Origin of the sequence: Streptomyces sp. NBC_00459 (assembly GCF_036013955.1) — a bacterium.
In the GTDB taxonomy this organism is placed as follows: domain Bacteria; phylum Actinomycetota; class Actinomycetes; order Streptomycetales; family Streptomycetaceae; genus Streptomyces.
Genome location: NZ_CP107903.1, coordinates 3671624 through 3684418, shown reverse-complemented (window position 1 = coordinate 3684418; position 12795 = coordinate 3671624). Strand labels below are relative to the sequence as shown.

The 12795-nt window shown below is 70.1% G+C and carries 14 protein-coding genes; 10 read left to right on the top strand and 4 right to left on the bottom strand.

Features of this window, described 5'->3' with window-relative positions:
• Positions 1 to 78: 78 nt before the first annotated feature.
• Positions 79 to 1485: an FAD-binding oxidoreductase gene (locus tag OHN74_RS15920; protein ID WP_327695221.1), complete on the top strand. Its 1407-nt coding sequence runs from the start codon at positions 79 to 81 to the stop codon at positions 1483 to 1485.
• 23 nt (positions 1486 to 1508) lie between these two features.
• Here OHN74_RS15920 and OHN74_RS15915 read toward each other — a convergent pair whose 3' ends face one another.
• The gene (locus OHN74_RS15915) at positions 1509 to 1991 is read right to left on the bottom strand and encodes an SsgA family sporulation/cell division regulator (RefSeq protein ID WP_327700148.1); all 483 of its coding nucleotides are present in this window, start codon (positions 1989 to 1991) and stop codon (positions 1509 to 1511) included.
• Between the two features lie 267 nt (positions 1992 to 2258).
• Here OHN74_RS15915 and OHN74_RS15910 point away from each other — a divergent pair, with 267 nt between their 5' ends.
• Positions 2259 to 3737, top strand: coding sequence for an RDD family protein (locus tag OHN74_RS15910; RefSeq protein ID WP_327695220.1), 1479 nt, complete (start codon positions 2259 to 2261; stop codon positions 3735 to 3737).
• Positions 3738 to 3869: 132 nt separating this feature from the next.
• A complete protein-coding gene (locus OHN74_RS15905) occupies positions 3870 to 4547 on the top strand; it encodes an RDD family protein (protein WP_327695219.1) in 678 nt (225 codons plus the stop codon).
• An 87-nt stretch (positions 4548 to 4634) separates the two neighbouring features.
• Here OHN74_RS15905 and OHN74_RS15900 read toward each other — a convergent pair whose 3' ends face one another.
• Positions 4635 to 4919, bottom strand: a complete 285-nt coding sequence (locus tag OHN74_RS15900) for a hypothetical protein (protein ID WP_327695218.1) — start codon at positions 4917 to 4919, stop codon at positions 4635 to 4637.
• A gap of 446 nt (positions 4920 to 5365) precedes the next feature.
• Between OHN74_RS15900 and OHN74_RS15895 the strand changes: the two genes are divergently transcribed.
• The 3 genes from OHN74_RS15895 (at position 5366) to OHN74_RS15885 (ending at position 8824) form a co-directional block, all read left to right on the top strand.
• Entirely contained in the window at positions 5366 to 7729 is a 2364-nt protein-coding gene (locus tag OHN74_RS15895) for an immune inhibitor A domain-containing protein (RefSeq protein WP_327695217.1), read from the top strand.
• 122 nt (positions 7730 to 7851) lie between these two features.
• Entirely contained in the window at positions 7852 to 8214 is a 363-nt protein-coding gene (locus OHN74_RS15890) for a hypothetical protein (RefSeq protein WP_327695216.1), read from the top strand.
• A gap of 130 nt (positions 8215 to 8344) precedes the next feature.
• Positions 8345 to 8824 carry a pyridoxamine 5'-phosphate oxidase family protein gene (locus OHN74_RS15885; RefSeq protein WP_327695215.1) on the top strand — a complete coding sequence of 160 codons (480 nt, stop codon included), beginning with the start codon at positions 8345 to 8347 and terminating at the stop codon, positions 8822 to 8824.
• Between the two features lie 15 nt (positions 8825 to 8839).
• Here OHN74_RS15885 and OHN74_RS15880 read toward each other — a convergent pair whose 3' ends face one another.
• On the bottom strand, positions 8840 to 9424 hold the full coding sequence (locus OHN74_RS15880; RefSeq protein ID WP_327695214.1) for a nicotinamidase: 585 nt from the start codon (positions 9422 to 9424) through the stop codon (positions 8840 to 8842).
• Positions 9425 to 9637: 213 nt separating this feature from the next.
• A complete protein-coding gene (locus OHN74_RS15875) occupies positions 9638 to 10978 on the bottom strand; it encodes a nicotinate phosphoribosyltransferase (RefSeq protein WP_327695213.1) in 1341 nt (446 codons plus the stop codon).
• 155 nt (positions 10979 to 11133) lie between these two features.
• Between OHN74_RS15875 and clpS the strand changes: the two genes are divergently transcribed.
• The 4 genes from clpS to OHN74_RS15855 all read left to right on the top strand — a co-directional run bounded on the left by clpS (position 11134) and on the right by OHN74_RS15855 (position 12779).
• Positions 11134 to 11451 carry an ATP-dependent Clp protease adapter ClpS gene (clpS, locus tag OHN74_RS15870; RefSeq protein ID WP_327695212.1) on the top strand — a complete coding sequence of 106 codons (318 nt, stop codon included), beginning with the start codon at positions 11134 to 11136 and terminating at the stop codon, positions 11449 to 11451.
• Between the two features lie 11 nt (positions 11452 to 11462).
• Positions 11463 to 12068, top strand: a complete 606-nt coding sequence (locus OHN74_RS15865) for a DUF2017 domain-containing protein (protein ID WP_327695211.1) — start codon at positions 11463 to 11465, stop codon at positions 12066 to 12068.
• Between the two features lie 90 nt (positions 12069 to 12158).
• Positions 12159 to 12581, top strand: coding sequence for a M67 family metallopeptidase (locus OHN74_RS15860; RefSeq protein WP_327695210.1), 423 nt, complete (start codon positions 12159 to 12161; stop codon positions 12579 to 12581).
• Between the two features lie 99 nt (positions 12582 to 12680).
• Positions 12681 to 12779: a putative leader peptide gene (locus OHN74_RS15855; RefSeq protein ID WP_318319503.1), complete on the top strand. Its 99-nt coding sequence runs from the start codon at positions 12681 to 12683 to the stop codon at positions 12777 to 12779.
• Positions 12780 to 12795 lie beyond the last annotated feature (16 nt).

Sequence of the window (12795 nt, the reverse complement as noted above, 5' to 3'; positions counted from 1 at the left end):
GTCAATACGACGACCGGATTCCCGTACCGAAAGCGCCTCGCAGACGGGGTTCACACCGATGGCCCCGGGTGCGACGCTGTGATCATGAGCCGTATCCAAGCCGCACCCGACGAAGCCCAGGGCAACCTCACGGACCGGCTGCTCGCGGAGCTGCCGGCCGAGGCGGTGCTCACCGATCCGGACGTCACGTCCGCCTACGCCAACGACATGGCGAGCTTCTGCGAGGCCGGGACCCCGGCCGTGGTCGTTCTGCCGCGCACGGTCGAACAGGTCCAGCACGTCATGCGCATCGCCACCGAACTGCGCGTCCCGGTCGTCCCGCAGGGCGCCCGTACCGGACTGTCGGGCGCGGCCAACGCGTCCGAGGGCTGCATCGTGCTGTCGCTGGTGAAGATGGACCGGATCCTGGAGATCAGCCCGGTCGACCGCGTCGCCGTCGTCGAGCCCGGCGTCATCAACGCCACGCTCTCCCGCGCGGTCAACGAACACGGTCTGTACTACCCCCCGGATCCCAGCAGCTGGGAGATGTGCACGATCGGCGGCAACATCGGCACCGCGTCGGGCGGGCTGTGCTGCGTGAAGTACGGCGTCACGGCCGAGTACGTACTGGGCCTGGACGTGGTGCTGGCCGACGGGCGCCTCATGTCCACCGGGCGGCGGACCGCGAAGGGCGTCGCCGGATACGACCTCACCCGCCTGTTCGTCGGCTCGGAGGGCTCGCTCGGCATCGTCGTACGGGCGGTGCTCGCACTGAAGCCGCAGCCGCCCCAGCAGCTCGTGCTGGCCGCCGAGTTCGCGTCGGCCGCCGCCGCGTGCGACGCCGTGTGCCGGATCATGGAGGGCGGTCATGTGCCGTCCCTCCTCGAACTGATGGACCGTACGACCGTCAAGGCCGTCAACGACCTGGCCAACATGGGACTGCCCGAGACCACCGAGGCCCTGCTCCTCTGCGCCTTCGACACCCACGACCCCGCCGCAGACCTGGCCGCCGTGGGCGCCCTCTGCGAGGCGGCCGGGGCCACCCAGGTCGTCCCCGCCGACGACGCCGCCGAGTCCGAACTCCTCCTCCAGGCACGGCGGCTGTGCCTCGTCGCGCTCGAAGCGGTCAAGGGCACGACGATGATCGACGACGTGTGCGTACCCAGGTCGCGCCTCGGTGAGCTGCTGGAAGGGGTCGAGCGCATCGCCGAGAAGTACCAGCTGACCATCGGGGTGTGCGCCCACGCCGGCGACGGCAACACCCACCCCACGGTCTGCTTCGACGCCCAGGACGCCGACGAGTCCCGGCGGGCCCGCGAGTCCTTCGACGAGATCATGGCCCTCGGCCTGGAACTCGACGGCACGATCACCGGCGAGCACGGCGTCGGCATCCTCAAGAAGGAGTGGCTCGCGCGCGAGCTGGGCCCGGTGGGCGTGGAGATGCAACGCGCGGTCAAGGCGGCCTTCGACCCTCTCGGCCTCCTGAACCCGGGCAAACTGTTCTGAACCACTTGAGGTGGGCGTCATCCCTATCCCTCCCCGTCCTGCGACTCGTCCGAGGGCCACGGGTCGCGAAGCCACAGCTCGTCGTAACAGCCAGGGGTGGGTGCGAGCAGCTCGGCCAGGCCGTCGTCGATGCCGAGCTGCTCGGCCTCAGAGCCCGGGGGGACCGCCCGGAGGGTGCGCTCCAGCCACGCCGACACCTGAGCGGTGGGCGCCTCCAGCAGGGCGTCTCCGTCGGGTGAGCTCAGCGCCATCAGGATGACGCTGCGCCCGTCGACCTTCGTCGGCCACACCCGGACGTCACCGTGCCCGCACGGCCGGAACACCCCCTCGACCAGGAGTTCACGGGCGAACGTCCAGTTCACCGGGTTCTCGGAGCTGATGTGGAAGGCGATGTGGACGGCGAACGGATCGTTGGTCCGGTAGGTGAGGCGGGCGGGGACGGGAATGCTCCGCTCCGGCGACAGGATGAGTTTCAGCTCCAGTTCCCGTTCCACCACGGTGTTCATGGCGTGACTCATGACGGGCACTTCCTCTCGTTTCAGGGGCCCGCATCGGGCCCGTACGAGGAGAGAGCGCGGGGAGGCGTCAGCATTACGCGGGTTCCGAGAGGTTTTTCGGAGAAGTTTTTTGCGAACGGTGTCGCAGCCGTCGCGACAGATGGCAGAAGCTGTCACGAAGGGAGTAGGTAGCGCGGGAGGGGCATCGGCGCATGCGCCGGTCTGATAGATGTGGGGCACCCCAAATGACCCCCGAGCAGATACGGGACGACGGACATGAGCGCCCCAACCCCGGCCCCCGGTGACGACAGGCCCCGCGAAGGGTTTTACCCGGACCCGTCCATTCCTGGATATGTCCGGTTCTGGAACGGCACCGCCTGGGTGCCGGGCACCAGCCGCCCGGCGCAGTCCGACGGCGCGCCCGCCGCGGCGCGGGTCGAGGAGACCGGGCCGCACTTCTTCGACGAGGAACCGCACTCGCCGGGCGCCGAGCCGCGCCGGGCGACCCCGGCCGAGGCCCAGCACGGCAGCCGGCCCGAACCGGCGTCCGCGTGGGGCGCCGACCGCTCCCATCAGTCCGGGTTCGGCGGCGACCGGGACCGCCATGTCTCCTGGGGCTTCCCGGCGCCGGCCGCCTCCCCGAGGACCGCCGACCCCAGAGCTGTGAACGAGCCCCCGGTCCAGCCGGACGGGCGGTCGGCCCGTACGGACGGTTCGGCGACGATCCCGCCGATGGAGCCGGACGCCGGTGACATGCCCGAGTCGGGCACGTTCGTGTTCCGCCGGCCCACCCCGGGACCGGCCGCAGCCGGCGCCGAGGGAGGCGTCCCCGGCACCCGTGGCCCCGCGCCTTCCGAGGGCACCATGACCTTCCGTGCGCTCTCCCCGCGCACGGAGCGCGAAGGCGGGGCGGGCGGCGCGCAGCCGGGGAGCGCGGGCTCGCCGGAGGGCGCGCAGGGCCCGGTCACGGCACCCGCGCCCGCACCCTCGCCCGGAAACGGCCGCGGCTTCGGCGCCGGAAAGGCCGCGGCGGCCCGCGCGTCGGCGGCCCAGGGCGCGAATCCGGCCCTGCTGCCCACGACCCCGGCCGTCCCCCAGCAGAACACGCCCGGCGCCGGAGCGGCCATGGCCCCCGGCAGCGGCGGCGGCCAGCCCTCCTGGGCCATGCAGGCACCCCGCCCGGGCGGACCCGAGGAGGGCGGGGAACGGCGCCTCGCGCCCTGGAAGCCGCCCGTCGAGGACGTGTTCCAGGCCGCCGCCCGCAGACAGGCGTCGGCCCGTCCGGCGGGCCTCGGCAAGCGGCTGTTCGCGCGGCTCGTGGACACCCTGGTCGTCGGCGCACTCACCGCCGCGGCAGCCGTGCCGCTGGGCACCATGGCCGTCGACCACATCACGGAGAAGATCGACGCGGCCAAGCTCTCCGGCGAGACCGTGACCGTGTGGCTGCTGGACGGCACGACCGGGCTGTATCTGGGCATCGTGCTGGCCGTGCTGCTGCTGGCCGGGATCCTGTCCGAGGCGTGGCCCACGGCCAAGTGGGGCCGCACTCTCGGCAAGAAGCTGGTCGGCCTGGAGGTGCGGGACATCGAGGGCCACGAGCCCCCGTCGTTCGGCGGGGCCCTGCGCCGCTGGCTCGTCTACGCCGTCCCGGGGCTGCTGGGCATCGGCATCGTCGGTGTCCTGTGGTGTCTGTTCGACCGCCCGTGGCGCCAGTGCTGGCACGACAAGGCGGCGCACACCTTCGTGGCGGGCTGAGCGCACACAGGCGTGCGGCGGCCGTACGTTCGACGTGGGTGGGGCGGGTACGGCGTGCGCATCACCTGATCCGGTAGCCCGGACGGCCCCTCGCCGGATGCGGAGGCGGGTGGTTCGCGGTCCACTCGGGCCATGAGCAGCGAACCGCCCCCCGGCTCCGGTCAGCAGCCACCGGACGACGACCCGTTCAGGAAGCAGCCACCGCCTCCGTCGTACGGCGCAGGCGATCCGTACGGCAGCTCAGGCCCCATCGGCGGCGGCTCGCCGTACGGAGGTGGCGGCACCCCTTATGGAGGTGGCGGCCCGCCGTACGCGGGCGGCGGCGGTGACCCGTACGGCGGTGCAGGCGACCCCCTCTCGGGCATGCCCCCGCTCGCCGACGGCGGCCGGCGTGTGCTCGCGCGGCTCATCGACATGATCCTCGTCGGTGTCGTCGTCTGGCTGATCACCCTGGGCTTCAACGTCAACGAGTACGACGTCGACAGCGACAAGATCGAGTACGGCCGCTCGCTCGGCCAGTCGTTCATCGCCGCCGTGCTCTACATCGCGTACGACACGATCCTGATCTCCCGGACCGGGCAGACGCTCGGCAAGAAGTGGCTCCGGCTCCGGGTCGCCAACCTCGACAACGGCGCCACGCCCTCCGTGCAGAGCGCGCTCATCCGGTCGCTCGTGCTGTGGATCCCGTTCGCGTTCTGCTGTGCCTGTATCTGGACGGCGATCTCGGGAGGCTGGAGCTTCTTCGACAAGCCGTACAGGCAGGGCCTGCACGACAAGGCGGCCAAGACGGTGGTGGTCAGCACCGGTTGATCAACTCCGGTGATGGCAACGGCGGTTGGGCGGGGCCCGCATCATGCGGGCCCCGCCCAACCGCCGTTGGCGGAGCGGAAGGGCGGGTCAGTCCTGCTGGCCCGAAGAGGCCTGTACCGGGACGCGTTCGCGCGGCGCCGGGGCGGCCGACGACGAGGCGACGATCTGTGAGGTCGCCCGGGCCGGCTTGGGCCGGGGCACGGTCATGGCGACGAGCAGTCCCAGGACGAGTCCCACGAGGGCGATCAGTGCGACCCCCGGACCCGAATTCGTCTGAGACAGCAGCAGCATGGCGAGCGTCGAGAGAATCACGGTGCACGACCCGTAGGCGAGCTGTGCGACGGTCGGACGAGGCGCGGTCTGACGAGGCATGGCAATCGAGTCCTCGTTGGATTCGGGGGGTGAACGGGGGGTGAGGCGCGGGTCGGCCTGGCTTTGCACCGGACATCCGGCGTTCCGCCGACCGACTCTAATCGCGTCCATGCCCGACTGGAACGCGCAGTAAGCGTGACCTAACACACGGCTCCGGAGCACAGGGGGCGCACGGAGTCATGGCGTCCAGCAAGTGGACGCGCCCGCGCGCCGGTCGGGCGATGGGCGGGCGGCGGGCGGCACGTGATCCCGGTGTCCGCATGGCGAACATATGGCGGACGTCAACTCCGCATAATGCACTTGACCTGTTCAAGTCAAGGTCTGTCTTTTCTTCTAAACCTCTAGTCAAATTACGTCACTTGACTACACGCGTATACCGCCCGCGGAGAGCTTCCGAACCAGGAACCCCCCATCCGCGTGGACGGGCGCGGGGGAGGGACCCTCAAGTGACCAGCAGACCCTGGACGTTCAGAACGGCGGCCGTCGGCGTAGCACTCGCCACAGCCGCCGCCACTTTCTCCACCTATGCCATCGCGGAGGCCGACTCGGGCGCAGGCAAGGGCGCTTCGGCCGTGCCGGCCGCGAACCGGCACGACCCGGCGGAGCAGCAGCACGCCGACCACGACCTCGACGGGCCGCTCAGCGCGACCCAGGAGGCCCAGCGTGAGGAAGCCCTCAGGCAGGTCATCTCCGGCGAGGCCAAGGCCCAGACCCGTAACGGCTCGCAGGTCGTACAGCTGAAGAGCGGCAAGGGCAAGGGCAAGTACGTCGAGCTCGGCCGCGAGCGGACCGACAAGATCTTCACGATCCTCGTCGAGTTCGGCGACCAGATCGACAGCCGTTACGGCGGCACGCCCGGCCCGCTGCACAACGAGATAGCCGCGCCGGACCGCACCCAGGACAACAGCACGGCCTGGCAGGCGGACTACAACACCGAGCACTTCAAGAAGCTCTACTTCGGCACCGGCAAGAACACCGAGTCGATGAAGAAGTACTACGAGAAGCAGTCCTCGGGCCGCTACTCCATCGAGGGCACGGTCTCGGACTGGGTCAAGGTCCCCTACAACGAGGCCCGTTACGGGTCCAACAGCTGCGATCCCGACAACTGCGCCTGGTACGCGGTGCAGGACGGGGTCGCCGCATGGGTCGCGGCGCAGAAGGCAGCCGGCGCGACCGACGCGGCGATCAAGACCCAGCTGGCCGCGTACGACCAGTGGGACCGCAACGACTTCGACGCCGACGGCAACTTCAACGAGCCCGACGGCTACATCGACCACTTCCAGATCGTGCACGCCGGTGAGGACGAGTCCGCGGGCGGCGGCGCGCAGGGCGAGGACGCCATCTGGGCGCACCGCTGGTTCGCGTTCGGCAGTGACAAGGGCGCGACCGGCCCGGTGGGCAACCTGCTCGGCGGCACCGAGATCGGCAACTCGGGCATCTGGGTCGGCGACTACACCATCCAGCCGGAGAACGGCGGACTCGGCGTCTTCGCCCACGAGTTCGGTCACGACCTCGGTCTGCCGGACCACTACGACACCACCAACACCGGTGAGAACTCGACCGGGTTCTGGACCCTGATGTCGTCCGGTTCCTGGCTCGGCACCGGCGGCGACAACATCGGCAACCTGCCCGGTGACATGACCGCCTGGGACAAACTCCAGCTGGGCTGGCTCGACTACGACACGGCGAAGGCCGGAAAGAAGTCGAACCACAAGCTGGGCGTCGCCGAGTACAACACCAGGAACCCGCAGGCGCTCGTCGTCCAGCTGCCGAACAAGACGGTCACCACCGAGGTCGTCACCCCGGCACAGGGCGCGACCCAGTGGTGGAGCGGCAGCGACAACGACCTCAACAACACGCTGACCCGTTCGGTCGACCTCACCGGCAAGTCCTCGGCCACCCTTGCCCTGGACGGCTGGTACGACATCGAGGCCGACTACGACTTCCTCTACACCGAGGTCTCCACCGACGGCGGCGTCACCTTCAAGCCCGTCGACGGCACGGTCGACGGCGCGCCCATCCCGCGTGACGGCAGCGGCAACCCGGCGCTCACCGGCACGGTGGACGCGTACAAGAAGCTGTCGTACTCCCTGGACGCCTACGCGGGCCAGGAGTTCGACCTGCGCTTCCGCTACTCGTCCGACGGCGGCGTCTCCCAGACCGGCTTCGCGGCCGACGAGATCACCCTCACCGCCGACGGCGCGACGCTCTTCGCCGACAACGCGGAGAGCGCGGACGCGGCCTGGAAGACGAAGGGCTTCAAGCGCGTCGGCGCGTCCTTCACGGACAGCTACGCGCAGTACTACATCGCCGAGAACCGCCAGTACGTGTCGTACGACAAGACCCTCAAGGTCGGCCCGTACAACTTCGGCTTCTCGACGACCCGTCCGTCCTGGGTCGAGCACTTCCCGTACCAGAACGGCCTGTTGATCTGGAAGTGGGACACCTCCCAGAAGGACAACAACGTGACCGCGCACAACGGTCTCGGCAAGATCCTTCCGGTGGACGCGCACCCCACCCCGCTGAAGTGGGCGGACGGCACGCTGATGCGCAACCGCATCCAGTCCTACGACTCCCCGTTCAGCCTGTACCGCACGGACGCGCTCCGGCTTCACAAGGCGGACGTGCTCACGAAGGTCGCCTCCCAGAAGGGCGTGCCGGTCTTCAACGACCACACCTCCACGTACTACGACGCGGCGACCCCGCTCGCGGGCGTGAAGATCACTGACACCAACACCAAGATCAAGATCGTCAAGGAGGCCAAGGACGGCTCCACGATCTCGGTCCAGGTGGGCCCTGCGGTGAAGTAGTCCACATAATCGCAGGTCAGAGCATGATCGGCCGTGACCCCCTGGCGGGTCGCGGCCGATCGTGTTTAGGTGCCTCCTGTGGCTTTCTTATTGACACCGAGTCCCACGGGGGGTGTGACCGCATGGCCGCAGGAGGTTTCTGCAAGCTGCCCAGTGGCAGCGTGGTGGTGGCGTTGAACCTGCCCAGCCCCACCGCCCCGACCGGCAGACCGACAGGCGTCGGACTGGACGACGTACGTGTCCTGGTGCTGGCCCAGAACCGGGCCAGGGCCCTGACCCGCCTGCGCAACCTCGGCCTGCGGGCGGTCTACCTCCGGGGCAACGCGGCCCCGCCCAGCCCCGACGAGATCACGGCCGTCCTCCACCACCCCGACGGCCTGATATGGCGCACCGCCCCGGACAACGGCGTCCCGTCGGCCCCGGAGCGCCCGGAGCTGTGGCACCCGATCAGGTCGCTCCTGCGGAGGCCGCCGGCGCGGGTGTGAGATGTCGGTGATGTCGAGGGTGTCGAGGGTGGTCCAGGGAGTTCCACGGCGGTCCGGTCTCCGCCCTCAGCCCTGCGACGTAGGACCGTCGCGGGATGTGAAGTACCGGCGTACGCCATAACCTCGCCGGATGACGGCAGCCGAAGCTCACCCCGACGGACCCCGCAGCATCGAACAGCGCAGGCGCGAGGCGCTGGAGCGGCTCGACCGGGACAACGACGTATGGGTCGCCACGGCGGATGCCGACGGCGAGCCCACCCTCGTCCCGCTGGCCTTCTGGTGGGACGGCGGGACGGTGTGGCTGGCCACCCGCCGCACCAACCCGACCGGCCGCAACCTGAGCGCCTCGGGCCGGGTACGGCTCTGCTTCGGCCCCACCCGGGACGTGGTCCTGATGCACGGCACCGCGCGCACGCTGACCCACGAGGAACTGCCGGCCGGCGTGGGCGACGCCTTCACCGCGAAGGACGGCTGGGACCCCCGCGAGAGCGGCCCCTCGTACGTCTGGTTCCAGGTCACCCCGGAGGTCGTCAAGGCGTGGGGAACCGTGCCCGAGATGGCCGACCGGGATCTGATGCGCGACGGTGAGTGGCTGGTCCTGGGCGACTGAGCGGGCGTAGGGCCGTCACACCACTGGCTTGCCGGACAGCTCCACGCCCGCCGCCCGCAGCTCCTCCAGGGCCCGGTCCGTGGACTCCTCGGCCACTCCGGCGGTGAGGTCCAGCAGGACCTGGGTGCGGAAGCCCTCGCGGGCCGCGTCCAGGGCGGTGGCCCTGACGCAGTGGTCGGTCGCGATGCCGACGACGTCCACCTCGTCGATCCCGCGGGCCCGCAGCCAGTCGGCCAGCGCGACCCCGTTCTCGTCGGCGCCCTCGAAGCCGCTGTAGGCCGCCGTGTACGCGCCCTTGTCGAAGACCGCGTCGACCGCGCCGGAGGCGACCGCCGGGGCGAAGTTCGGGTGGAAACCGACGCCCTCCGTGCCGGCCACGCAGTGCGCGGGCCAGGAGTGCTGGAAATCGGGGTTGTCGGCGAAGTGGCCGCCGGGAGCGATGTGGTGGTCGCGGGTCGCCACGACATGGCGGTAACCGGCGGGGGCCTGCCCGATCAGCTCGGTGATCGCGGCGGCCACGTCGGCACCCCCGGTCACCGCGAGACTGCCTCCCTCGCAGAAGTCGTTCTGCACGTCTACGACGATCAAGGCGCGGCGCATGGGCGGTCTTCCTTCGACGGTTTCGGCCGTACGGCCGTTTCGGCGGTGACGGCGGGTCGGTCGTACGGAGGGGTGCGGGCCCGGCCGGTGGGACAATGCGAACTACTGAACCACCGAGCCTAGAGTCTTCCGCACCGCTTCGGCAGGGGGCATTCGGGGCAACCGGGGCAACTGGCGGACGCGGACGCCCGTTGCCCCTGTGCACCCGGGGTGTCAGACGTGCACGGGCACGTACTCCGTCGGAATGACGGCCTCCCCGCGCGACAGCTGGGTCGCCGACAGCGGCAGGTTGGCGCGCGCGGCGGCATGCCGGTCCCGTACGACGTCCAGCGGCTCGCGGGCGACGACCCGGCCGCCCTTGACCAGCTCGACCAGCAGCTGCCGGTCCGCCAGCTCGACGGGCACCGGTCCCGTACCGATCACCTCGGCCTCCGCGACACCGTCCCGGTCGAGCCGCCGGGCAGCCCACTTCCGGCCGCCGACCGACGTCTTGCCGCCGCTCGACTTCTTCGCCACCGGGACGAGCGGAGCCTTCGGGTCCGCCGACTCGGCGCGGGCCACCAGCTTGTAGACCATCGAGCAGGTGGGGTGGCCGGAACCCGTCACCAACTGGGTGCCGACCCCGTACGCGTCCACGGGCGCCGCGGCCAGGGAGGCGATCGCGTACTCGTCGAGGTCCGAGGTCACGATGATCCGCGTCCGCCCGGCCCCCAGCGCGTCCAGCTGCTGCCGCACCCGGTGCGCGACCAGGAGCAGATCCCCGGAGTCGATGCGCACGGCGCCCAGCTCGGGCCCGGCGACCTCCACGGCCACCCGTACCGCCTCGGTGACGTCGTACGTGTCCACCAGCAGTGTCGTGTTCCGGCCCAGCGAGTCCACCTGGGCCTGGAAGGCGTCCCGCTCGCTGTCGTGGAGCAGGGTGAACGCGTGGGCGCTCGTCCCGACGGTCGGGATGCCGTAGCGGAATCCGGCGGCCAGGTCGGACGTGCTGGTGAAGCCGCCGACGTACGCGGCGCGGGAGGCGGCCACCGCGGCCAGTTCGTGGGTGCGCCGGGCGCCCATCTCGATCAGCGGGCGCTCACCGGCGGCCGAGGCCATCCGGGACGCCGCCGCCGCGATCGCCGAGTCGTGGTTGAGGATGGAGAGGATCACCGTCTCCAGGAGCACGCACTCCGCGAAGGACCCCTCCACCCGGAGGATCGGCGAGCCCGGGAAGTAGACCTCGCCCTCGGGATAGCCCCAGATGTCCCCGCGGAACCGGTACGAGGCCAGCCACTCCAGGGTCTCCTCGTTGACGATCCGGTGCTCACGCAGGAAGTCGATGACGGCCGCGTCGAAACGGAAGTTCTCCACCGCGTCGAGCACCCGTCCGGTGCCCGCGACGACGCCGTAGCGCCGGCCCTCCGGCAGCCGCCGGGTGAAGGCCTCGAAGACCGACCGCCGGTCGGCGGTGCCCGCCTTCAGGGCCGCCTGGAGCATCGTCAGCTCGTAGTGATCAGTGAAGAGCGCCGTCGAGGGAACGTCCACCGGCAGCCCAAGGTCCGCTGTGTTCATGGACGGGATGCTACCCCCATCTCGTCAGTTTGACGATTTCTGCTCACGAGCGACCTTCCAGCGACCTTCCAGAGACCTACGAGCGGCCCCCGAGCGGCCTCCAGGCAGTCTCCTCCCGGGCTCCGTTTGGCCCGTGACCCCCTTCTGGTGGCAGCATGGGCCGTGTGACGTCACCCGCTCCCGTAGAGATCGAACGCACCGAGCCGGCGGAGGAGACCTTCGCCGTACCCGAGCCCGACGTCCCGTGGGTCACCATCGTCCACAACGACCCGGTCAACCTCATGAGCTATGTGACCTACGTCTTCCAGACGTACTTCGGCTACCCGAAGGACAAGGCCACCAAGCTCATGATGGACGTCCACCACAAGGGCCGGGCGGTCGTCTCCAGCGGCAGTCGCGAGGAGATGGAACGCGACGTGCAGGCGATGCACGGCTACGGTCTGTGGGCCACCCTCCAGCAGGACCGGAAGTAGCGAACCACTCAATGCCAGGACACTTCGAACCGCTCCCCGGCGGCGGCGCGGCCGTCGCGCTCGACGACGTCGAGATCTCCATCATCCGGTCGCTGGCCGTACAGCTCCTGGAGCTGATCGGCCCCGGCCCCGCCGAGGACGCCTCCGACGACCCGCTCGCCGAGCTGTTCGCCGAGGGCCCCAGCGAGCCGCCCTCCGACCCGGTACTCAAACGCCTGTTCCCGGACGCCTACGGCGACCCCGTCGACGTACCGTCGTCGCCCGGCGAGGCCGAGGAGCAGCGGGAGTACTCCGCAGAGTTCCGCCGGTTCACCGAGAACGACCTGCGGACCGGCAAGCGGGAGGGCGCCCTCACGGTGATCCGCTCACTGGACGCGCTGACGCCGTCCGGCGACGGGGGCGCGGTGCTCAAACTGGCGCACGAGGAGTCCCAGCAGTGGCTGGGCACGCTCAACGACCTGCGCCTGGCGATCGGCTCCCGCCTGGACGTCGTCGACGAGGAGGACACCGACCTCCTCTACCGGCTGCCGGACGAGGACCCGCGTAAGCCGATGGTGATGGCGTATCTGTGGCTGGGCGGCCTGCAGGAGACACTCGTGTCCACCCTGATGCCCTGAGATCTTCCGAGGCGTCATGGCATTCCGGCATGTGGGCCGTCCCGTACCACTCCTCGGTACCGGGCGGCCCCTCTGCTTATCCTGGCGAACATGCTGACCATCACCCAGGCCCTCGTCGACCAGATCGTCGCCCACGTGCGCAAGGACCACCCCGACGAGGCATGCGGCGTCGTCGCCGGACCGGCGGGCACCGACCGCCCCGAGCGCTTCATCCCGATGCTGAACGCGGCCATGTCGCCCACGTTCTACGAGTTCGACTCCGGCGACCTGCTGAAGCTCTACCGCGAGATGGACGACCGCGACGAGGAGCCGGTGATCATCTACCACTCCCACACGGCGACCGAGGCCCACCCCTCCCGCACCGACATCTCCTACGCCAACGAGCCCGGCGCCCACTACGTCCTCGTGTCCACGGCCGACACGGACGGCCTCGGCGAGTTCCAGTTCCGCTCCTTCCGGATCATCGAGGGTGTCGTCACGGAGGAAGAAGTCAACGTCGTGGAGGCCTACTGACGCCCGCCGCGACCTGCCTATCTCACCTGGCGGCCCGAAAATATCCAGAATGCGGGACAGGTCTCCGGGATCCGCACCGGGAATCGATACGATGAGCCCATGGTTTCCTACGACGTGAGCGAGAAGACGCCGGGCGCCCTGCTGCTCGTGGCGCGGCTGCACGTCGACCTGTGCAGGCTGGCCAGCGCCATCTGTTGACGCTGCCCCCTGCCGC